The organism is Micromonospora sp. NPDC047074, from assembly GCF_040643815.1.
In the GTDB taxonomy this organism is placed as follows: domain Bacteria; phylum Actinomycetota; class Actinomycetes; order Mycobacteriales; family Micromonosporaceae; genus Micromonospora.
Genome location: NZ_JBEYVB010000006.1, coordinates 98,027 through 119,102, shown reverse-complemented (window position 1 = coordinate 119,102; position 21,076 = coordinate 98,027). Strand labels below are relative to the sequence as shown.

Annotated in this window: 21 protein-coding genes and 1 pseudogene; 9 read left to right on the top strand and 13 right to left on the bottom strand. The window is 74.6% G+C overall.

Going from position 1 to position 21,076, the window contains the following annotated elements; translation table 11 throughout:
* Positions 1-199 precede the first annotated feature (199 nt).
* A complete protein-coding gene (locus ABZ809_RS12005; protein ID WP_357562600.1) occupies positions 200-1,105 on the top strand; it encodes a hypothetical protein in 906 nt (301 codons plus the stop codon).
* Positions 1,106-1,135: 30 nt separating this feature from the next.
* Here ABZ809_RS12005 and ABZ809_RS12000 read toward each other — a convergent pair whose 3' ends face one another.
* From ABZ809_RS12000 to ABZ809_RS11990, 3 genes are all read right to left on the bottom strand, one after another.
* Complete coding sequence (locus ABZ809_RS12000; RefSeq protein ID WP_357562466.1) at positions 1,136-1,552, bottom strand: helix-turn-helix domain-containing protein; 417 nt, start codon at positions 1,550-1,552, stop codon at positions 1,136-1,138.
* Between the two features lie 161 nt (positions 1,553-1,713).
* A complete protein-coding gene (locus ABZ809_RS11995; protein ID WP_357562465.1) occupies positions 1,714-2,892 on the bottom strand; it encodes an SAM-dependent methyltransferase in 1,179 nt (392 codons plus the stop codon).
* A gap of 152 nt (positions 2,893-3,044) precedes the next feature.
* Complete coding sequence (locus ABZ809_RS11990; protein ID WP_357562464.1) at positions 3,045-4,712, bottom strand: DEAD/DEAH box helicase; 1,668 nt, start codon at positions 4,710-4,712, stop codon at positions 3,045-3,047.
* A gap of 317 nt (positions 4,713-5,029) precedes the next feature.
* On the opposite strand from ABZ809_RS11990, the gene ABZ809_RS11985 reads away from it, so the two are divergent.
* Positions 5,030-5,677 (top strand): ferritin-like fold-containing protein, encoded by a 648-nt coding sequence (locus ABZ809_RS11985; protein ID WP_357562463.1) that lies wholly within the window; start codon positions 5,030-5,032, stop codon positions 5,675-5,677.
* Between the two features lie 68 nt (positions 5,678-5,745).
* On the opposite strand, the gene ABZ809_RS11980 is transcribed toward ABZ809_RS11985, so the two are convergent.
* Entirely contained in the window at positions 5,746-5,973 is a 228-nt protein-coding gene (locus tag ABZ809_RS11980) for a DUF3107 domain-containing protein (protein WP_357562462.1), read from the bottom strand.
* Positions 5,974-6,038: 65 nt separating this feature from the next.
* Positions 6,039-6,677 carry a TetR/AcrR family transcriptional regulator gene (locus ABZ809_RS11975; RefSeq protein ID WP_357562461.1) on the bottom strand — a complete coding sequence of 213 codons (639 nt, stop codon included), beginning with the start codon at positions 6,675-6,677 and terminating at the stop codon, positions 6,039-6,041.
* A 1,346-nt stretch (positions 6,678-8,023) separates the two neighbouring features.
* Here ABZ809_RS11975 and ABZ809_RS11970 point away from each other — a divergent pair.
* The 6 genes and pseudogenes from ABZ809_RS11970 to ABZ809_RS11945 all read left to right on the top strand — a co-directional run.
* A pseudogene (locus tag ABZ809_RS11970) lies at positions 8,024-9,925 on the top strand (hypothetical protein); the annotation flags it as partial.
* Between the two features lie 22 nt (positions 9,926-9,947).
* Positions 9,948-10,922: an alpha/beta hydrolase gene (locus tag ABZ809_RS11965; protein ID WP_357562460.1), complete on the top strand. Its 975-nt coding sequence runs from the start codon at positions 9,948-9,950 to the stop codon at positions 10,920-10,922.
* Positions 10,923-10,927: 5 nt separating this feature from the next.
* Entirely contained in the window at positions 10,928-11,881 is a 954-nt protein-coding gene (locus tag ABZ809_RS11960) for a DUF3152 domain-containing protein (RefSeq protein ID WP_357562459.1), read from the top strand.
* A 215-nt stretch (positions 11,882-12,096) separates the two neighbouring features.
* A complete protein-coding gene (locus ABZ809_RS11955; RefSeq protein WP_357562458.1) occupies positions 12,097-12,819 on the top strand; it encodes a DUF3152 domain-containing protein in 723 nt (240 codons plus the stop codon).
* Between the two features lie 70 nt (positions 12,820-12,889).
* On the top strand, positions 12,890-14,110 hold the full coding sequence (moeZ, locus tag ABZ809_RS11950; RefSeq protein ID WP_357562599.1) for an adenylyltransferase/sulfurtransferase MoeZ: 1,221 nt from the start codon (positions 12,890-12,892) through the stop codon (positions 14,108-14,110).
* A 39-nt stretch (positions 14,111-14,149) separates the two neighbouring features.
* Positions 14,150-15,028 (top strand): prenyltransferase/squalene oxidase repeat-containing protein, encoded by an 879-nt coding sequence (locus ABZ809_RS11945; protein ID WP_357562457.1) that lies wholly within the window; start codon positions 14,150-14,152, stop codon positions 15,026-15,028.
* A gap of 17 nt (positions 15,029-15,045) precedes the next feature.
* On the opposite strand, the gene ABZ809_RS11940 is transcribed toward ABZ809_RS11945, so the two are convergent.
* The 8 genes from ABZ809_RS11940 to proB form a co-directional block, all read right to left on the bottom strand.
* Positions 15,046-15,561, bottom strand: a complete 516-nt coding sequence (locus ABZ809_RS11940; RefSeq protein WP_357562456.1) for an SUKH-4 family immunity protein — start codon at positions 15,559-15,561, stop codon at positions 15,046-15,048.
* A gap of 83 nt (positions 15,562-15,644) precedes the next feature.
* On the bottom strand, positions 15,645-16,265 hold the full coding sequence (locus ABZ809_RS11935) for a hypothetical protein (RefSeq protein WP_357562455.1): 621 nt from the start codon (positions 16,263-16,265) through the stop codon (positions 15,645-15,647).
* Positions 16,262-16,879: a hypothetical protein gene (locus tag ABZ809_RS11930; RefSeq protein WP_357562454.1), complete on the bottom strand. Its 618-nt coding sequence runs from the start codon at positions 16,877-16,879 to the stop codon at positions 16,262-16,264. Before ABZ809_RS11930 ends, ABZ809_RS11935 begins: the two co-directional genes overlap by 4 nt.
* Positions 16,872-17,366: a hypothetical protein gene (locus tag ABZ809_RS11925; protein WP_357562453.1), complete on the bottom strand. Its 495-nt coding sequence runs from the start codon at positions 17,364-17,366 to the stop codon at positions 16,872-16,874. Before ABZ809_RS11925 ends, ABZ809_RS11930 begins: the two co-directional genes overlap by 8 nt.
* 27 nt (positions 17,367-17,393) lie before the next feature.
* A complete protein-coding gene (locus tag ABZ809_RS11920; RefSeq protein ID WP_357562452.1) occupies positions 17,394-17,720 on the bottom strand; it encodes a hypothetical protein in 327 nt (108 codons plus the stop codon).
* Positions 17,721-17,722: 2 nt separating this feature from the next.
* Positions 17,723-18,121 (bottom strand): YbaB/EbfC family nucleoid-associated protein, encoded by a 399-nt coding sequence (locus ABZ809_RS11915; RefSeq protein ID WP_357562451.1) that lies wholly within the window; start codon positions 18,119-18,121, stop codon positions 17,723-17,725.
* Between the two features lie 120 nt (positions 18,122-18,241).
* Complete coding sequence (locus tag ABZ809_RS11910; protein ID WP_357562450.1) at positions 18,242-19,486, bottom strand: glutamate-5-semialdehyde dehydrogenase; 1,245 nt, start codon at positions 19,484-19,486, stop codon at positions 18,242-18,244.
* A gap of 72 nt (positions 19,487-19,558) precedes the next feature.
* Complete coding sequence (gene proB / locus ABZ809_RS11905) at positions 19,559-20,716, bottom strand: glutamate 5-kinase (protein ID WP_357562449.1); 1,158 nt, start codon at positions 20,714-20,716, stop codon at positions 19,559-19,561.
* 13 nt (positions 20,717-20,729) lie between these two features.
* Here proB and ABZ809_RS11900 point away from each other — a divergent pair, with 13 nt between their 5' ends.
* Positions 20,730-21,044 (top strand): MGMT family protein, encoded by a 315-nt coding sequence (locus ABZ809_RS11900; protein WP_357562448.1) that lies wholly within the window; start codon positions 20,730-20,732, stop codon positions 21,042-21,044.
* Positions 21,045-21,076: the final 32 nt, after the last annotated feature.

The window sequence follows — 21,076 nt, the reverse complement described above, 5'->3', positions numbered from 1 at the left end:
TCCCGGCCGGGCAGGACTGCGACGGTCGCCACGCCGCACCACCGGCCGACCGGCGCGACGGTGCGGGGCGGTAGCGTGGGCGGCATGACCGATGACCAGGCCGGACGCGCGCGGGACGGCGGCGGTGCCTGACCAGATCACGGCCGCTTCCACCGAAGCGTCGGCCGGGCCGGAGCAGGAGTCGGCCGGGCCGGAGCACGTGTCGGCCGTGCCGGACCGGAGCACCCTCCGGCTGGCGCTGGTCGTCGGCGGGCTGGTGCTCGCCGTCCTGCTCGGCTTCGGCCTCGGCCGGCTCAACGCCGAGAGCCCGTCGGCGGCGGGGCTGGACAGCGCCCTCAGCGGCCACACCCACGCGCCCGGCACCGGTGCCCACGAGCACGGGGCCGACCAGGCCGCGGCGGCGCAGGCCGGCGGCTTCTCGGTCAGCTCGGCCGGCTACACGCTGCACCCGCTGGCCGCCACGTTCACCGCCGGCCGCCCGGGCGAGCTGCGCTTCCAGGTGCGGGACGCGCAACGCCGCCCGGTGACCCGGTTCGCGATCGTCCACGACAAGCCGATGCACCTGATCGTGGTGCGTCGCGACCTGACCGGCTACCAGCACCTGCACCCGACGATGGCGGCCGACGGCACCTGGTCGGTGCCACTGACCCTGTCGCAGCCGGGCGTCTGGCGGGCGTACGCCGACTTCACCGCCCTCGCCGACGACGGCCAGCAGACCGCCGTGACCCTCGGGGTCGACCTGACCGCGCCGGGCGGCTACCAGCCGAGGCAACTGCCGGCGGCGGCTTCCTCGGCCACGGTCGACGGGTTCACCGTCAGCTACCAGGGCACCCCCCAGGCCGGCCTGACCGTGCCGCTGACCTTCCGCTTCGACTCGGCGAGCGGGCCTGTCGCGCTGGAGCGGTACCTGGGCGCGTACGGACACCTGGTCGCCCTGCGCGAGGGGGATCTCGGCTACCTGCACGTCCACCCCGAGCCGCAGCCGGCCGACGGGGCGGTGACGTTCTGGGTGACCACGCCCGGCCCCGGGCAGTACCGGCTCTACCTGGATTTCCAGGTCGCCGGCGTGGTGCGTACCGCCGAGTTCACCATGACCGTGCCCTGACCTCGCCGGAGCCGCATCAACCAGAGGTGATCAGCCGGCGCGGCGGATCGGGCGGCGGGCGAGGTAGCGCAGCAGATCGCGGATGTGGTGCTTCTCCTCGGCCGGCACGGCCGGGTCGGCCAGCCGTTGCAGGATCACCCGGACGTCCGCCTCGACCGGGCCGTCGTCGACGCGCCGACGGGGCGCGGGACCGGCGTCGGGCAGGCCGAGCGCGCGGAACGCGGCCGCGACCGGCAGGTCCAGCGCGGCGCAGAAGCCCCGCACCTTCGCCAGCTCGGGATAGTCCTGCCAGTCCCCGGCGAGCCAACGGAACACAGTGGAGCGACCGACGCCGGTGTGGGACGCCAGGTCGGTGACGGTCCAGCCGCGTTCCTCACGGGCGTCGTCGATGGCGCGTCGCACGAAGCGTGCGAAGGCCATCTGGGGCGATACCTCTACGGAACCCATTCCTGCGGGTCTTCCCTCCCGACCGGCACCCGGCGGTGCGACTTTCGAGGGTAGTACGAAAAGGTAGGGAAACAATTGACTGATCGACCAGACCGTCCCGTCGGCGGGACTCTCCACTCCGCGAAATGGCGCGGATCACACCACGGCCGCCGACGCCCGTGTCACGCCTCCGCGTTCGGCGCGCGCCCGGCGTCCGGGGCGGGCGTCAGGAGCGTCTCCAGCCGTGGCGTCACCGCCCACTGGTCGACCAGTTCCTGGTACTCCGCCCGCTGGGCGGCGGTCGGCGCGGTGCCGGTGTGGCGGGCCCGGACGAGCAGGTTGCGTGGCGTGTGCCGGGAGTCGACGAACTCCACCACCTCGGCCTTGTAACCGTGCAACCGGAGCAATCCGGCACGCAGCGCGTCGGTGAGGACGTCCGCGAAGCGCTCGCGGAGGATGCCCTGCCGGGTCAGCAGCGCGTACGGCGCCGGGGCCGGCCGCGCGCGGAGCTGGGCGGCGACGTCGTGATGGCAGCACGGCGCGGCGAGCACCCAGCGGGCCCGCCAGCGCACCGCCCGGGCCAGCGCCTCGTCCGTGGCGGTGTCGCAGGCGTGCAGGGCCAGCACCAGGTCGGGGGCGGGCTCCACGACCGCGTCGGCGATCGTGCCGGCCACGAAGCTGACCCGGTCGGCCCAGCCGAGCCGCTCGGCCAGCTCGGTGTTGCGCCGCCGCTGGTCCTCCCGCACGTCCACGCCGACCAGCTCGACGTCGATTCCCCGCTGGGCCAGCCACCGGTACGCGGCGAAGGTCAGGTAGGCGTTGCCGCAGCCGAGGTCGACCACGCGCAGCGGCCCCGGCAGGTCGTCGGGAAGGGTCGCCGCCAGCGCCCGCAGGAACGCGTCGACCTGCCGTCGTTTCGCCGCCGAGCCGCCGATCTCGGCGAAGATCGGGTCGCCCGGGTCGAGCAGGTACTCCTTCGCCCGGTCGTGCCCACCCGGTTCGGCGGCGGGCCGGGCCGTGGCGGCCCGGTGCACCTGAGCCTCGCCGGACTTGGTGACCCGCAGTTGCAGCGTCGCGTCGGCCGTCTCCACGTGCCAGTTGCCGAACGGCTCCGCCAGCAGCGCGTCCACCGCCGCGTCGGCCTCGGGGCCGGGGGCCACGTTGCGGGTGTACGGGCGGGAGCCGTCGGAGGTGGAGATCTGCAACCGGGCACCCCCCTTGAGCGCGACCGGCCGCAGTTCGGCGCGGACCACCGAGGGCCGGTGCCCGCGGCGGCGTCCGGCGGCCACCGCCCGGGTGAGCGCGGGGTCGAGCAGCAGTGCCCGGACCTCGGTCAGGGCGGCGTCCAGCGATTCGGGCATTGCTCCATCATCCTGCTCGGTCGGGCCCGCCCCGTACGGGGTGCGGGTGCCATGCCACGTCGGGTCCGGGCGCCCCGCAGATCCCGGGCGGCCGTTTCAGACGGACGTCCCCGCACCGGAGGCCGGTACGGGGACGTCGGATGCGTGCGCTGTCAGTCGGCGGTCGCCTCGGCCGGCGTACCGGCGGCGGAGCCACCGCCACCACGACGGCGCCGGCGGCGGCGCGGCTTCGTGGCCTCGCCCTCGGCGGCTGCCGGGGTCTCGGTGGCCTCGGCGGTGATCACCGTGGTCGGCTCGCCCGTGACGGTCTCACCGGCGACGGTCTCGCCGGCGCGGCGACGCCGGCGGCGACGGGGGGTGCGGGTGCCCTCCTCGGCGGCGTCGGCCGGCGTGTCCGTCGCCGGGGCGTCGGTGCCGCCGCCGGCGCGGCGGGAACGGCGCTCCCCGCGACCGCGGCCCTCGCTGCCGCGCGTGCCCCTGCCCTCGCCCCGCCGGGACCGGCCGCCGCCGAGGTCCTCCTCGACCTCGGCCGACAGGCCGGCGCGGGTGCGCTCGGCGGTGGGCAGCGTGCCGCTCACCTCCGTGGAGATGTGCAGGTCGCTGTAGAGGTGCGGGGACGTGTGGTACGTCTCCGGGGGCTCCGGCATGTCCAGGCCCAGGGTCTTGTCGATGATCCGCCAGCGGGGCGCGTCGTCCCAGTCGACGAAGGTCACCGCGACGCCGCTCGCCCCGGCCCGGCCGGTACGCCCGATCCGGTGGGTGTAGGTGTCCTGGTCCTCGGGGCAGTCGTAGTTGATGACGTGGGTGACGCCGCTGACGTCGATGCCGCGGGCGGCGACGTCGGTGGCGACCAGGGTGTCGATCTTTCCGGCCCGGAACGCCCGCAGCGCCCGCTCGCGCGCGCCCTGCCCGAGGTCACCGTGCACGGCGGCGACGGCGAAGCCCCGGAAGTCGAGGTCCTCGGCGACCCGGTCGGCGGCCCGCTTGGTGCGCGTGAAGATCATGGTCAGCCCGCGCCCCTCGGCCTGGAGGATCCGGGCCACGATCTCGATCTTGTTCATCGAGTGGGTGCGGTACGCGAGCTGCTCGGTCTGCGGCGACGGCCCGGTCTCGGCGGTGTGCCCGGCGTGGATCGTCACCGGGTGGCGCAGGAAGCGCCGGGAGAGGGTGACGATCGGGTCCGGCATGGTCGCCGAGAAGAGCATGGTCTGCCGGTCCTCCGGCAGCATGGCGAGGATCCGCTCGACGTCGTCGAGGAAGCCCAGGTCGAGCATCCGGTCGGCCTCGTCGAGGACCAGCGCGTGCACCCGGTCCAGGCGCAGGTGCTTCTGCTTGGCCAGGTCCAGCAGCCGGCCGGGCGTGCCGACCAGGATCTCCACGCCCTTGCGCAGCGCGTCGACCTGCGGCTCGTACGCGACGCCGCCGTAGATCGGCAGCACGCGCACGCCCCGGGTCCGGCCGGCGGCGGCGAGGTCCTTGGCCACCTGGATGCCCAGCTCACGGGTGGGTACGACGACCAGCGCCTGCGGCACGCCGTCGCCGCCCTCGCCCGGCGCGAAGACCCGCTCCAGCAGCGGTACGCCGAAGCCGAGGGTCTTGCCGGTGCCGGTGGGCGCCTGGCCGATCAGGTCGGTGCCACGCAGCGCGATCGGGAGCGCGTACTCCTGGATGGCGAAGGCGCGGGTGATGCCGGCGGCGGCCAGCGCGTCGACGGTCTCCTGACGCGCGCCCAGCTCGGCGAAGGTGGGTGCCTCCGGGCGCACCGGAGCGGTGGCGGCCAGTTCCTGGCCGTCCATGAGGTCTTGAGTCAGCTCGCTCATATGGATTTGGGGGTGCCCTCTCGTGGGTGCGCCCCGCCATGTCCTCAGGGCGCGTTCGGTGTGGCGCGGGCCACACGGTCGGCGGCAGACTGCCTTTGCCGGACCGGGCCGCACGCGCGCCGCGGGCTCACACTTCGATCGGGCCGGCTGGTCGGTTGAACCAGCCTGGCCAGGTCGGCGCCCACGGCAACTGCTCCATGCTACCTGAACCGGCCAGGGGGTGTCCTGATTCCGGGGCGCACGCGCCACGCCGGGGGCATGTGGTGTGATCTGCATCACTTTAGCGTCGACTTGTCGATGGGCGGTAGCCTGCGCTGGTGCCCGATCTGCCCGACCATGCCGTCGTCGACCTGCTCGGCCTGGTGGCCCTCGGTGAGCTGCTCGCCTTCGAACGGATGGCCGTCGACGCGCGGCTCGCCCCCGACCTGCGCCGGCGGGCGGCGCTCGGGGAGATGGCCGCCGCCGAGATCGGCAACTACCGGCGGCTGGCCGAACGGCTCACCGCGCTCGGCGCGCTCCCCGACGACGCCATGGCGCCGTACGTCGGGCCACTCCAGGCCTACCACGACTCGACCGAGCCGAGGGACTGGGCGGAGGCGGTGACGAAGGCGTACGTGGGCGACGCCATCACCGACGACTTCATCCGGGAGATCGCCGAGGCGCTGGCCGAGCCGGACCGGGGGCTCGTCCTCGACGTGCTGCACGACTCGTCCTACGCCGACTTCGCCGTCGCCGAGATCCGGGCGGCCATCGAGGCCGATCCGAGGGTGGCCGGCCGGCTGTCGATGTGGGCGCGGCGGCTGGTCGGCGAGGCCCTGTCGCAGGCCGGCCGGGTGGCCGCCGCGGAGCGGGGGGCGTTCTCCGCGCTCCTCGCGCAGGGCGGGCGACTGGACGTGCCGGGGCTGTTCGGGCGGCTGACCGCGGCACACGCCACGCGGATGACCGCCGCCGGGCTGAACAACTGACCGCCGGAGCGACCCGGGGCGGTCCGCGACGGGCGACCGTTGTCACCCGTCGCGGCCGACCGGACCACTCAGCGGACGGTGAATCCGACCGCGCGCGGGGACGCCTCGGCGATCTCGACGTAGGCGACCTTGCTGACCGGCACGATGACCCGCCGGCCCTTCTCGTCGGTCAGGGAGAGGGTGCCGTCGTTCTTGGCGATGGCGTCGGTCACGATCTGCTCGATCTCGGCCGGCGACTGCGCGCTCTCCAGGACCAGCTCGCGGGGCGCGTACTGCACGCCGATCTTGACCTCCACTGTGCCTCCTCATTCGGGCGAAAGAGCCGCCGATGGGAAGGCTATCCGATCTCGGGGCCGGATGTTCAGGCTGACTCACCTTGCAGCGGGAAGCTGGCGATCCCCCGCCAGGAGAGCGCCCCGACCAACGCCTCCGCCTCGGCCTTCGGCACCTGCCGGCCGCCGGCGAGCCAGAACTGGGCGGCGGTCTCGGCCGCGCCGACCAGCCCGGAGGCGAGCAGCTCGGCGTGCGCCCGGCTGATCCCGGTGTCGGAGATGATGGTGTCGGTGATCGCCGCGATGCAGCCCTGCTCGACCCGCTCGACGCGCTGCCGCACCGCCGGGTCGTTGCGCAGGTCCGACTCGAAGACCAGGCGGAACGCCTCGCTCTCGTGGTCGACGAAGTCGAAGTACGCGCGCACCGACGCGCCGACCCGATCCTTGTTGTCGTTGGTGCCGCGCATGGCCTCGTCCACCTTCGCGAGGATCGCGTCGCAGTGCGTGTCGAGCAGGGCGAGGTAGAGATCCATCTTGCCGGGGAAGTGCTGGTAGAGCACCGGCTTGGAGACTCCCGCCCGCTCGGCGATGTCGTCCATCGCGGCCGCGTGGTAACCCTGGGCGACGAACACTTCCTGGGCCGCGGCGAGCAGCTGCTTGCGGCGCGCGGAACGGGGCAGGCGGGTGGGCCGGCCGGCGGTCTGAGCACCGTTCCCCACAGCGGTCATGGGAACCTCCGAGTCTCTTCGTACGAGCCGGCATTTCACCCGAACCGGTCGGGGCCAGGGGCCCCTCGCGGAATTGGCCCGCCGCTGTAACTTATCGCCACTGTCACCACACGGTAGCCTCAGCGGGGGCGACCAAGGAGCGCGCGGTGAGTGAAACAGGGCAACCCGGTGCCGCCACCCCGGGAGAGCACGGCGACGGGACGGGTCCGCAGGACGACCTGGCCCGTTCCGGCAGCGGGTGGGCGCCCCAGGCGGCCAGTTGGCCCCGGCGCGGGGAGGTCTCGGGCCCTCGGGAGCCCGCCCCGTCGTGGGGTCCCCCCGATCCGGCGTCCGGCTGGGCCGCCTCGTCGACGCGGCACGGAGACCTGCCGCCGCCACTGCCCGGTTCGGCCTCCGCCGAGCCGCCAGCCCGGGCCAACGGCCACCGCGTCAACGGCGTGGACCACTCCGCCGACGACGTGCCGGCCGACCGCCGGACCCCGGTCAGCGCCCCGCCCGGCGGCATGGGCGAGCAGCGCCGCGACCCGGGCAACGACCGGCTGGTGGTGCCGGCGCAGCGTCCGGCACCGGTGACCGAGCAACCGCCGGGGCAGCAGCCCGGGTTCGCCGACCCCGAAGCCGGCTCCGCCCGCTACGCCTCCGACGACCCGCGCCCCGGGCGGCAGACCCGCTGGCCCGACCACGGCCGGCCCACCTCGGCGCCGCCAGCCGTGCAGGTCCCGCCCGTGGGCACGGCCGCCAGCGGCTTCGAGGTGACGCCCGGTTTCCACGCGCCGTCCGCCGACCGTCCCGTCGCCGAGGAACCCGCGTCGGCCGCCCACGCGCCGCGCGGCTGGGGAGACTCCTTCCCGCCGGACCCGCGGGCCACCGACCCGCGTTCCTTCCCACCGGCCGCCGAGCGCCCGGCCGAGACCGCGCCGGGCGGTGACCGGCTCGCCGGCGTCGACCGCACGCTGGACCGCGGCTTCCGCGACGACCTGGGCCCCGACCCGGCGACCGCCGGCCCGGACCGCACGTCGGGTGAGTTCGGCCAGGACCCGGCGCCGGGTGGCCCGCGTGCGGACCGTGCCCCGGGCGGATACGGCCAGGACCGCGCGCCGGGCGTCTCCGACCGCCCGTCAGGCGCTTCCGGACCCGACCGTGCGTCCGGTGCTGCCGGACACGACCGCGCGTCCGGTGCTGCCGGACCCGACCGCGCGGGGCGTGGCTTCGGCGCGGGCTCCGGAGCCGGTGGAGACCGGTCGCCGGACGTCGACCGGGCAACCGGGGTGGAGCATGCTCCGGGCGTCGCCCGGGAGGCGTCGTCCGACCCGGAGCCGGACACCCCCCGGTGGCCCGCCGCGAGCGAACCGGACCGGGCCGGTCCGAGCTGGAACCGGCCGAGCTGGGGTGCCTCCGCCTGGGCTCCGCCGTGGTCGCGTGAGGAGCCCGAGACGCCGGGGCGTCGATCCCGGGAGGAGCCCGAGGCGGGCGGCCGCGGATCCCGCGAGGAACCGGGGTCGTCGGCAGGCCGCCGGTCCCGCGAGGAGCAGGCGCCGACGTGGGCCGCGGAGCCACCCCGGCCGTACGACCCGCCACGGGCCGAGGCCACCCCGCCCTACGACCCCTCGCGGGCCGAACCGGGCCGCCCCTACGACGCCTCGCCCGCCGGCTCGATGGCCCGACCGCCGTACGAGCGTCAGGCCGCCCCCGCCGACCGGGCGACGGCGCCCACTGCCGAACTGCCGGCCCCGGGCCCGGCCGAGCGGCCCGCCTGGGCGGGTCGTGGGCCGGCCGCGCCGGCGAGCGCACCCCCGCTGGCGTACGCCCCGGCCACCGGGGAGGCGGCCGCCCGCGCCGACGACACCCCGGACCGGGCCAGCCGACCGTTCCGCCTCCGGCCGGAGAGCGGCGAGGCGCCCCCGAAGTCTCCGGGCGGTCCGTCGGCCGCCCCGGGTCCCGCCGCCGAGGCCCCCGCCAGCGGGCTCGGGCGGCGTGACCGCACCCCGTCCGCGCCCGCCCCGACGAGCGCACCTCCCTACGCGGCCCGCCGTTCCGCCCCCGAACAAGCCCAGCCGGCCGCCGACGACCGGACGTCGGATCCCACGGCGGCGGTGTTGCCGCAGCGCGTCCCCGCTGAGCCGGACGTGCCCGTCGTGCCGGAGCCGCCAACCGTGGAGCCCCCCGCCGAGACCCCGGAACTCGCCCGCATCGCCACCCACCTGCGCCGCGACGACGAGCCCGCCCCGCTGCGGGAACGCCCGGAGGGCTTCGACGTCGACGCCATCCTCGACGCCGTCCGTGACGTGGCCGGCGTCCGCGGCGCCGAGCTGCGCCGCACCCCGGCCGGCGCGCACAGCCTGCGCCTCGACCTCGCCGACGGCGCCGACCCGGCCGAGGTGAGCCGGCAGGTCGCCCGCCTGCTCCAGGACCGGATGGGGTTGGCGGCCGCGCCGCAGAACGTGCCCGGCCTCCCGACCGCGCCCGCTCCGCCGGTGCGTCGCCGGTCGGCGGATCCGCGGGGTGTGGGCAGCCCGCCACCGGGAGTCGCCGGGCCGCGCGTCGCCGAGCCGTCGCCCGCCGAGACCCGGGTGCCGGGCGGCCGGCTGCCCGGCAGCCTGCCGGAGGCGCCGCAGGCCCGCGTCCAACAGCGTCCTGAGGCGGTGCCGGATGCCCCGCGTCGGCGCCGGCAGCCCGTCGCGCCGCACCGTGGCCGGGCCGCCGTGGAGGAACCGGGTTCGATCTCCGGCGCCCCGACGGGGATGGCCGGCGGCCCGACCAGCGGCGGTACGTCGTACACCGGTGGGCAGGTGACGACGACGGAGACCGCGCCGTCCCGGCCGCTGGACACCGGCGGCGCGGTGGGGCCCCGGGTGGTGATCGACCACGTCCAGGTGAGCACCTTCGGGCTCGACGCCACCGTGGAGGTCCGCCTGCTGGCCGGCGGGGAGAGCGCCGCCGGCTATTCGACCGGGCCGGCCGTCGACGGGTACGTGCTGCGACTCTGCGCGGTGGCCGCGGCGGCGGCCGTGGACGAGTTGCTGCGCGGCGGCGATCCCGGCGCCGACCGGGGGCGGTGCTTCGTCGAGCACGCCGCGGTGGTGCCCTTCGGGAACTGCGACGTGGCCACCGTCGTGGTCCTGCTGGTCTGCGACGGATGGGTGGAGCAGCTCGTCGGCTCCGCGCTGGTCGCCGGTGACCCCCGGCAGGCGGTCGTCCGGGCCACCCTGGCCGCGGTCAACCGCCGGATAGAGGCGCTGCTGGCCTGAGCGTCCCCGGCAGACTGGAGGCATGAAACGCGCCATCCTCCGGCCGGACCATCTCCTCCCCGTGCACTCCGTCCCGCCGCCCTGGCCGGGGCGGGAGGTGCGGCTCGACGGCACGACGACGTACGTCCGGGACACGCCGGCCACCGCACCCGGCGCGGAGCCGGCGCTCTACGTGCACGGCCTCGGCGGCTCGTCGCAGAACTGGACCGACCTGGCGGGCCTGCTCACCGACCACCTCGACGGGCAGGCCATCGACCTGCCCGGGTTCGGCCGCAGCGAGCCGGGACGCCGGTACACCGTGCCGGCCTTCGCCGAGCGGGTGATCCGCTGGATCGAGCACTCCGGCCGGGGCCCGGTGCACCTGTTCGGCAACTCCCTGGGCGGGGCGGTGTCGGTGCAGGTGGCGGGGCTGCGGCCGGACCTGGTCCGGACCCTGACCCTGATCTCGCCGGCCCTGCCGTTCCTCGACTTCCGGCGTTCGTTGCAGGGTCGGATGCTGCCGGTGCTGGCGATCCCCCGGGGCGAGCGCCTGGTCGGCTGGCGGCTGGCCCGGGTCGCGCCCGAGGTGATGGCCCAGCAGGTGATGGAGGCGTGCGTCGCCGACCTGACCCGGGTCTGCGACCAGCGCCGGCAGGAGGCGCTGGAGGAGATCCGCGCGCGGCACGAGACCCCGCACCACGCCGCCGCGTACGTCCGGACGTTCCGTGGGCTGGTCTCCAGCTTCCTGCGGTCCTACCTGCCCGGCCCCGGGTCGCTGTGGCGGCTGGCCGGGGCGGTCCGGGCGCCCACGCTGGTGATCGGCGGGCTGGCCGACCGGCTGGTGGACGTGCGGGTGGCGCCGCAGACGGCCCGGGCCATCCCGGACAGCCGGCTGCTGATGCTCGACGGGGTCGGCCACGTGGCGCAGTTGGAGGTTCCGCGCCTGGTCGCCCGTTCCGTGCTGGGCCTGCTCGCCGAAACGGGGGACCCCGCGCGGCGGTCCGACATGGCAGGCTGACCGGGATGCCCCCCGCCCACCGCCCCGCCGCGGCCAGTCGCGCCGAGGGCCGTCGTCGTGCCTCCGTACGGGCGCCGGCACCGGCTGACGACCGGGACCTGACCCGCCCGCGGCACCGCCGTCCGGCGCGTCGGCGACACCTCGCCCAGCTGGTCGCGCTCGTGCTGGCGGTCGGCGCGGCGGTTGCGCTGATCGCCGACCGGCGGGGCGCGGCCGGCGAGGCGGAGGTGCTCACCGCCGAGCAGTTCGGCCCGGGGCCCGCGCCGGAGGCGGCCTCGTCGTTGCCGGCCGTGTCCGCCCCGACGTCCCCGTCCGCCTCGACGTCCCCGTCCGCCCCGACGTCCCCGCCGGCCGTGCTCCGGCTGCCCGGGCCGGTGCCCTCGGCGGGCCGGGGCAGCTTCGGCTACGACGACCGGGTGGGCCCGGTGCTGGGTGACACCGGCACGCTGCGCCGCTACCGGGTGGCCGTGGAGTCGGGCGCCGGCGAGGACGCCGGCGAGTTCGCGTCCGCCGTCGAGCGGGCGCTCGCGGGGCCGGGGAGCTGGGTCGACGGCGGGCTGCGGTTGCAGCAGGTGGCCGGCGGCTCCCGGCACGACTTCACGGTCTACCTCGCCACCGCCCGGACGGCGGGTCGGATGTGTGCCGCCGGCGGGGTGAACATCCGGGTGGGCGGGCGGCCGTACACGTCGTGCCGGGCGCCGGGCAAGGTGATCATCAACCTGGATCGCTGGCGGCTCTCGGTGCCGCACTTCGTCAGCGCGAAGGTGCCGCTCTCGGTCTACCGGACGTACGTGGTGAACCACGAGGTCGGCCACCAGTTGGGGCACCGGCACGAGCGCTGCCCGGGCAAGGGCCGGGTGGCGCCGGTGATGATGCAGCAGACGCTCTTCCTGAACGGCTGCGTGGCCAACCCGTGGCCGTACCGGGACGGTCGCCGCTACGCGGGCCCTCGGCTCTGACCTTCCAGGCCGCGGCGGGCCGGGCTCCATCAACCGGAGTACGCGAGTCCGAATTACGTTAGTTGCGATCGCCTGACCGATTGGCGTGGGATTCTCATGTCATGACGTTGTCGTCCCCACCCGAACCGACATCGCACGACTCGTCGTCCTCGGCGGCACCGCCCCGACCAGCAGGGCCGCGGTGGCCGACGGCACCGTTGCGGGACCGTCGGGTGGTGGGGCTCGGCGTCCTCCTGGTGCTCGCGGCGACCGCCACCGTGGCGCTGGCCCGGGCCGGCGAGCAGGCGGCCGACCCGGCCGGCAGCCCTCGGGGCGGGACCTCGTCCGAGGCGGTGCCGGTCGAGCGGCCGCGGCCCTCCAGCTATCCCCGGACGGGGCCGGGCGGCTTCACTCCCGCGCCCGGCGACTCCCCGGTGTGGGGCACCGACGGGCCGCTGCGGCGTTACCAGGTGGCCGTCGAGCAGGACACCGGCCAGGACGCCGCCGCCTTCGCCGTGGCCGTCGACGGGGTGCTGGCCGACCCGCGCGGCTGGATCGCCTCGGAGGAGTTGCGGGTGCAGCGGGTGGCGGAGGCGGGCGAGGCCGACTTCACCGTCTACCTGGCCACCCCCGGCACCTCGGAGCGGATGTGCGCCGAGGGCGGGCTGAGCACCGACGGCTACACCTCCTGCCGCCTCCCCGGTCAGGTGATCATCAATCTGGCGCGCTGGCTGGAGGCCGTTCCGGACTACGGCGCGCCGCTGGAGACCTACCGCGCCTACGTCGTCAACCACGAGGTGGGGCACGAGTTCGGCGAGGTGCACCAGGCCTGCCCGGGGCCCGGCCAGCCGGCGCCGGTGATGCAGCAGCAGACGTACGGCCTGGACGGCTGCGCCGCCAACGCCTGGCCGTACGTCGACGGCTCCCGGTACGAGGGCGAGATCGTCCCCGGCATCTGAGTTATTCCCGGTCCCGCAGTGCGGGCGACGTGTCACTCCTCATGGCAGGTCGCCCCTGGTGCGAGCGACAATGGCCCGGTTCGCCATAGCCGATCCCGGGGAGTCCACCGTGTCGCTGCCCCCGCTCGTCGAGCCCGCCGCCGAGCTGACCGTTGACGAGATCCGCCGCTACTCGCGCCACCTGATCATCCCGGACGTCGGGGTCGAGGGGCAGAAGCGGCTGAAGAACGCCCGGGTGCTCTGTGTCGGCGCCGGCGGTCTCGGCTCGCCGGCGCTGATGTACCTCGCCGCCGCGGGGGTCGGCACCCTGGGCATCATCGACTTCGACACCGTCGACGAGTCCAACCTCCAGCGCCAGATCATCCACGGCGTCTCCGACGTCGGCCGCTCCAAGGCCGAGTCGGCGGCGGCCTCGATCCGCGAGATCAACCCGCTGGTCAACGTGGAGATCCACAACACCGCGCTGGACCGGGAGAACGTGCGGGACATCTTCTCCCGCTACGACCTGATCGTCGACGGCACCGACAACTTCGCCACCCGCTACATGGTCAACGACGCGGCGGTGCTGCTCGGCAAGCCGTACGTGTGGGGGTCGATCTACCGCTTCGACGGCCAGGCGTCGGTGTTCTGGGCCGAGCACGGCCCCTGCTACCGCTGCCTCTACCCGGAGCCCCCGCCGCCCGGCATGGTGCCCTCCTGCGCGGAGGGTGGCGTGCTCGGCGTGCTCTGCGCGTCGATCGGGTCGATCCAGGTCAACGAGGCGATCAAGCTGCTCGCCGGCATCGGGGAGCCGCTCGTCGGCCGGCTGATGGTCTACGACGCCCTGGAGATGAGCTACCGCAAGATCAAGGTCCGCAAGGACCCGAACTGCGTGCTCTGCGGCGAGAACCCGACGGTCACCGACCTGCTGGAGGACTACGAGGACTTCTGCGGCGCGGTGTCGGTGGAGGCCCAGGAGGCGGTGGTCGACGCGACCATCACCGCCCTGGAGCTCAAGGAGTGGCAGGACGCGGGCAAGGACATCTTCCTCGTCGACGTCCGCGAGCCGGCCGAGTACGAGATCGTCCGGATCCCCGGCGCGACGCTGATCCCCAAGGGCGAGATCATCTCGGGCGAGGCGCTGGCCAAGCTGCCGCAGGACCGGCAGATCGTGCTGCACTGCAAGTCCGGGGTCCGCTCGGCCGAGGCGCTCGCCGCGCTCAAGGCCGCCGGGTTCCGTGACGCGGTGCACGTGCAGGGCGGCGTGCTGTCCTGGATCAAGCAGATCGACCCGTCGCTGCCGGCGTACTGAGCCCCTCGGCCGAGGTCACGGCGGGCCGTCCCGACCCCTGTGACCTCGGCCGATTCGGCGAGGCGGGATCGCATTCCCGCCGGTAGCGTTGCCGCCGTGGTCGACATCGATGCCGCGGTCGGATTCGTCGTGGCGCACGGGGACACCGTGGAGCGCGCCCGGCTGTCCCGGCTGCGCACCGGCGCCGCGCCGCCGCCCGAGCTGCTCGACGACGCGGAGGTCGGCGAGGCACCCGGCGGTGGCTGGCCGGCGACGCTGGGCGTCGGGATCGCCTCGGTGGACGCCACCTGCTTCCGCCTGTCCGAGCTGGACGACCTGGGGGCGCTCGGCCGCCCGGCCGCCCGCCGGGCGCTGGACTGGCTGGCCGCCCGGCAGTTGCGCGACGGCGGCTGGGAGGAGGATCCGGCGCTGGCCGGCCACGCCCCCGAGTGGGCCCGGCCGGGCGACCCCGAGGCCGGGTTCTACCTGACCGCCAACGCCGGCTTCTGGTTGACCGTCGCCGGCCTGGACGCCCGCGCCGCCGGGCCGCTCGACCACCGGGTCGGCGGCGCGTACGCGGGTGTCGTGCACGCCTCCGCGCAGTCGCTGGTCGCCCGGCTGCGCCCGGACGGCGGCTGGCCGTCCTTCCTGCCCGCCGGCTGGCTCAGCGCGGCGGTCCTGCACCGGCAGGAGATGTTCCACGAGGCGGCGCGGATCCAGGTGATCCTCGCCGAGCGGATGCCGGAGCTGTCCCCGAGCGACGTGGCGTGGCTCGCCGCGACGCTGCGCCGCGCCGGCATCGACGGAGAGGACTGGCTCATGGCGCGGGCGCGCCGCCGGCTGACCGAGACCCAGCGCAGCGACGGCGGATGGGAGAGCGACGACGGGCACCAGTTCGACGTGCACACCACGCTGCGCGCGATCCGGGCCTGCCGCTGACACCCACCTGACCAGACCTATCTGAGCTGGCTGATCACCAGCGGCCACCAGGCGTCGGGCGCGAACGCGGCCCGGTCGATGCTCTCCAGCACGGTGCGCAACGTCTCCGCCCGCTCGGCCCGGCCCGGCTTGCCCTCGTCGGCCTCGACGAAGAGGGCGAACTGGTAGAGGAACTCGACGAAGGTGCGGAAGTTGCTGTTCACGGCCTGGACGTCCTGCTGCGCCAGGTCGAACTGGAGGATCTCGCCGGTCTTCGGATCGAGCACGTAGAGCAGGTCGGGGTTGTCGGCGACCGCCCCGACCACGATCAGCCGGAGGTCCAGCGAGCCGTCCTCGGTGCTGAGCTGGATGGTGTCGAACAGCTCGATGTCGCCTTCCAGGAAGGCGGTGTAGACGACCGCCACGTCGAGCGGGATCTCGTCGCCCGCCGGCAGCAGGTCGGGGCCGAATCCGCCCTCCAGCCACGCCTCGCGCGGGTACGGGATGAGCTCGTCCTCGTTCCACAGTGAGCGGAACCGGGGGTCAGCGGCCATCGGTGGTCCTTCGCGTCTCGGGGTGCGGGCGGCGGGCGGCGCGCCGGAGGCGGCGGCGTCCGGACGGCGGACGTGGGGCGGCGTCAGGACGCCAGACCGGCGGCGACCAGCAGGCGTCGCCAGTTGTCGGCGTGTTCGCCGGCGTGCCGGCCCGTGCGCAGCCGCCGGTCCCGGACGCCGGGGCCGAGAACGACGGCGACCAGCTCCGGGTAGCCGGGGCCGAGCACGTGCTCGTCGAAGAACGTGACCGGGTCGCCGGCGATGACGGTGAACTCCACGTCCTCGTCGGGGTGCTCGTACTGGAAGACGTAGTCGTCCGGCTCCATCCAGTAGACGTCGAGGTCGGCGGTGTCGAGGTAGATCGGCGCGCCGGACGCGATGTCGCCGCGCAGCTTCGGCGGGATGCTGTGCACCTCGTGCCCGACCGCGAGCGGGCTGCCCATGGGGTCGTCCTCGTCCACGACGCGGGCCGCCCAGGCCGCCGGGCTGAGGATCGCCTCGGGCGGGTCGAACCGGAAGTTGTCGCCCGCCAGCCGGCCGAACAGGCTGTAGACCTCGGCCAGCCCGGGCAGGTCGGGGATCGGCTCCAGCGGGGTGGGCTCGCCGATGACGACGCCGAAGCCGCGCTCGGCCTCCAGGCGCCGCAGCAGCGCGAGCTTCTCGCGGATGCCGTCCAGGCGCGCCGGGTCCTGCGGGCTGGTCACGGGATCACCTTGACGATGACCGGTGTGCCCTCGGGAACGTCGCGCAGCGCGACGGAGATGTCGCTGCCGAGCTGGCGATTCGTCCAGGCGTCCATCGGCCTGAGGTTATCGTACGTGTCCGTTCCGTCCAGTTGCAGCTCCTGGATGTGGTCGGGGTCGTAGCCCTGGCCCCGGGCGGTGATCGGCCCCTTGCCGGCGTAGAGGCGCTCCACCACGTTCTTGTTGGCGAGGTACTTGTTCGTCTCGGGCGTGCCCTTGTCCTGGGTGAGGCGGCCGTCCTTGGTCAGGTTGCGGATCATCCGGTCGCGGTAGATGTTGGTGCGGGTGCGGCGCTTGCCGGTCGACGGGTCGTAGACCTTGTTGCTGTCCCGGTCCGACGGCGCCTTCTTCAGCTTGCCCTCCTGCCCGAGCCGGGCGAGGTCCCGCGCCTTGCGGTCGAAGTCGCGCTTGTCGAAGTCCGGCCGGTTCTTCAGCACCAGCACCGCCGGGCCGTTCGGCTTCGTGCCGGCCGCCTTGGCCGTGCGGAAGACGTCGGCGTTCTCCAGGTACGCGGAGACGACGCGGGCACCCCTGGCCTGCGTCTGCCGCGGCGGAGTGGTCCGCTTCCTAACCATTGAGCACCGTCTCCACGGCCATGCCGATGAGCGTGTCGATGATGAAGCCGGTGATCATCTTGAAGATCGGGATCTGGAGGAGGGAGGCTCCGAAGGTGACGGCCGCCGTCACGATCGCCTGGGCGATCTGGATCGCCAGCAGCGCCAACTGGATGATCACCTGGATCTTCAGGGCCAGCACCACGCCCGCCGCGACCATCAGCCCGACGCCGATGACGGTGGCCGGGCGGGCGACGTCCGCGATGTTGCGCGCCGCCGACTCGCCGTCGTTCCACTCCCCGGCGAACGCGGTGAAGCTCTCGCCCCGGTTGTTGTCGAGCACCGTCCGCGCCGCCGACTCCAGTTGCGCGACCGAGCCGGAGATCCGGCCGGACATGCCGGTCCACTCCCCGGCGAGCTGGAAGATCGCCGTCTCGTCGGACTGGGGCCACTCGTAGCCGAGCATCGAGAGCAGGGAGGCGAGCTCGCCCGGGATCGTCAGACCCACCGCGGCTCCTTTCGTGGTCGGGGCGGCTCAGCCACCCAGCGAGCCGAAGAGCGAGCGGAAGGAGGCGGCGGCGTTCTCCTCGGCGGCCCGGTAGCCGTCGGCCATCCCGCGCAGCCCGTCGACGTAGCTCTCCAGCTCGGTGATGTTGGTGCTGAGGCACTCGGCCAGCGCGTCCACGCACGCCTGGTGGGCGATGCCCAGCAGCGACCCGATGTCGTCGCCGCCGAAGGCCTCGGCGTAGCCGCCGACCGTTGCCTGGAAGCCCTCGAAGACCTGGCGGACGGACTCCTTGGCCTGCTCCAGCTCGTTCGCGCCGCGACCCAGCGCGTCGATGTCGACGTCGAGGCTCTCCACGTTCAGCTCCCGTGCAGTTTTCGCATTGTCTCGCTGACGGCCTGGCTGATCTCCCGCATCTGCCGCAGGCCCTGGTCCTGGAGGCGCTCGATGGTGGAGTTCAGCGCGGCGAGGTCGGGCATCGGCTCGGCTGCGACGGCGCCGTCGTCCTGGGCGTCGAGCGCCGTGTTGACGGCCTGGCGCAGCTCGTCGGCGAGGTATTCCGAGCCCTCCCGGAGCACCCGGGGGTCGATCTCGACGGCGCTGACCCGGCCGTCACCACCGAGGGTGACCCGGATCCGGCCGTCGGCGGCCTCGGCCACCGACTCCGCCCGTTCCCGGGGCACGGCGCCGCCACTGACCTCACGCAGTGCGGCCCGCGTCTGTGCCAGTTGCCGCTCCAGGGCTTCCTCGCCCAGCATGCCGCCTCCCCAAGACAAGCCGCGCCGAACCCGCACCAGCGTAACGGCCAGCCACATCGCGGCGGGCTGCCCCGCCACCGCGGACACGGTGATCCCCGGCACGGCCGCCACCGGGCACCGTCACCCGCGCAGGTGGCCGTCCCCGGTGACCACGTACTTCGTGGAGGTCAGCTCGGGCAGGCCCATCGGACCGCGCGCGTGCAGCTTCTGCGTGGAGATGCCGATCTCGGCGCCGAAGCCGAACTCGCCACCGTCGGTGAACCGGGTCGAGGCGTTGACCATCACCGCCGCCGCGTCCACCCGGGCCACGAACTCCCGGGCGACGCTTGTCGAGTCGGTGACGATCGCCTCGGTGTGGCCCGTGCCGTACCGCCGGATGTGCGCGACCGCCGCGTCGAGCGAGTCGACGACGGCGACCGAGATGTCGGCGGAGAGGTACTCGGTGGCGAAGTCCTCGTCGGTGGCCGGCACCACCGACGCCGAGTGGGCGGCGACCCGGTCGTCGCCGTGCACCGTGACGCCCGCCTCGGCGAAGGCGGCCAGCACCGGCGGCAGGAAGGCGTCGGCGACCGCCGCGTGCACGAGCAGCGACTCGGCGGTGTTGCAGGTGGACAGCCGCTGGGTCTTCGCGTTCAGCGTGATCGCGAGGGCTTTGGACAGGTCCGCGGCGGCATCGACGTAGACGTGGCAGTTGCCGACGCCGGTCTCGATCACCGGCACGGTGGACTCCTCGACGACCGTGCGGATCAGGGACGCGCCGCCGCGCGGGATCAGCACGTCGACCAGGCCCCGGGCGCGCATCAGCTCCTTGACCGAGTCACGGGTGGTGGCGTCGAGCAGCTGCACCGCGTCCGCCGGCAGGCCGGCCCCGGCGACGGCGTCGCGCAGCACCGCGACCAGGGCGGCGTTGGAGTGGGCCGCCGACGAGGAGCCGCGCAGCAGCGCCGCGTTGCCCGACTTCAGGCAGATGCCGGCGGCGTCGACCGTCACGTTCGGCCGGGCCTCGTAGATGATGCCCACCACGCCGAACGGCACCCGGATCTGGCGCAGCTCCAGCCCGTTGGGCAGGGTCGAGCCCCGGACCACCTCGCCCACCGGGTCCGGCAGCGCGGCCATCTGGCGCAGCGCGTCGGCGATGCCCGCCACCCGCCCCGCGTCGAGGGCGAGCCGGTCCAGCACGGCCGCGCTCAGCCCGGCCTCGCGCCCGGCCGCCAGGTCCGTGGCGTTCGCGGCCAGGATCTCCGGCGTACGCGCCACCAGCGCGTCGGCCATCGCCACCAACGCGGCGTCCTTGGCCGTACGCGTGGCGACGGCCAACGCCTCCGCCGCCGTACGTGCCCGCCGGGCCTGCTCGCTCACGCTCATCGCCGCTCTCATCTCCTCAGTCGATAGGAAGGGCCCCCTGCTATACGAAATCCGATAACAAGGTGCCCTTCCTTACAGCAGAACCAGGTCGTCGCGGTGGACTACCTCACGCTCGTACGCCGGGCCGAGCGCCGCGGCGAGTTCCGTGGTGGAGCGGCCGAGCAGTCCGGGCAGCTCGACCGCGTCGTAGTTGACCAGCCCCCGGGCGACGGGTGCGCCCTCGGAGTCCACCAGGTCGACCGGGTCACCGGCGGTGAACGCCCCGTCCACGGCCGTGATCCCGGCGGGCAGCAACGACTTGCGGCGCCCCACCACCGCCGCGACCGCGCCCGGGTCGAGGTGCAGCCGACCCCGGGGCGAGGTCGCGTGGGCCAGCCAGAACAGCCGGGCCGCCGGGCGTCGGCGGCTCGGGTGGAACAGCGTGCCGACGGGCTCGCCGGCCAGCGCGGGGGCGGCCAGCGGCGCGGCGGTCAGCACCACCGGGATGCCGAAGCCGGTGGCGATCCGGGCCGCCTCCACCTTGGTCACCATGCCGCCCGTGCCCACCCCGGCCCGGCCGGCGCCGCCGATGTCGACCCCGCTCAGGTCCCGCTCGTCGTGCACCTCGCTGATCCGGCTGGAGCCCGGGCGGGTGGGGTCGCCGGTCCAGAGGGCGTCCACGTCCGAGAGGAGCACCAACAGGTCGGCGTGGACCAGGGCGGCGACGAGGGCGGCCAGCCGGTCGTTGTCGCCGAACCGGATCTCCTCGGTGGCGACCGTGTCGTTCTCGTTGACGATCGGCACCGCCCGCAGGTCGAGCAGCTTGCGCAGGGTGCGGTACGCGTTGCGGTAGTGCGCCCGCCGGGTCACGTCGTCGACGGTGAGCAGGACCTGCCCGACGGTCAGCCCGTGCCGGGCGAAGGCGGTCGCGTACCGGCCGATCAGCAGGCCCTGCCCGACACTGGCGGCGGCCTGCTGGGTGGCCAGGTCGCGCGGACGCCGGGACAGCCCGAGCGGCGCGAGGCCAGCGGCGATCGCGCCGGAGCTGACCAGCACGACCTCCCGGCCCTCGGCGGCGAGCTGGCCCAGGCTGCCGACCAGCGCGTCGACCCGCTCGTCGGCCAGGCCGCCGCCGGCGGTGGTCAACGAGGAGGATCCGATCTTGACGACGACCCGCCGGGCCGCCGTGACTACGTCGCGCACCCGCCTATTCTGCGCGGTCGGTTCCGGCACACCCGGTCGGCTTCTCATATCGTGGCCGGTCGTGAGACCTGACGAGTACGTCGAGGCGGTGCTGGAACTTGTCGAGCGGATCCCGCCCGGCCGGGTGATGTCGTACGGGGCGGTCGCCGACGCGCTGGCCGAGCGGTCGGGGCGGACCTCCGCCCGGCTGGTCGGCTCGATCATGGCCCGGCACGGCGGGGGAGTGCCCTGGCACCGGGTGGTGAACGCGGCGGGCCGGCTGCCACCCGGTCACGAGCGCGAGGCGCGGGCCCGGCTGCGGGCCGAGGGGACGCCGCTGCGCGAGGCCGGGGTCGACATGACGGCGGCGAGCTGGCTCCCGGAAGAGGGGATGTGACCAGAGCCATAACGTGAGTAACATTCGGCCCC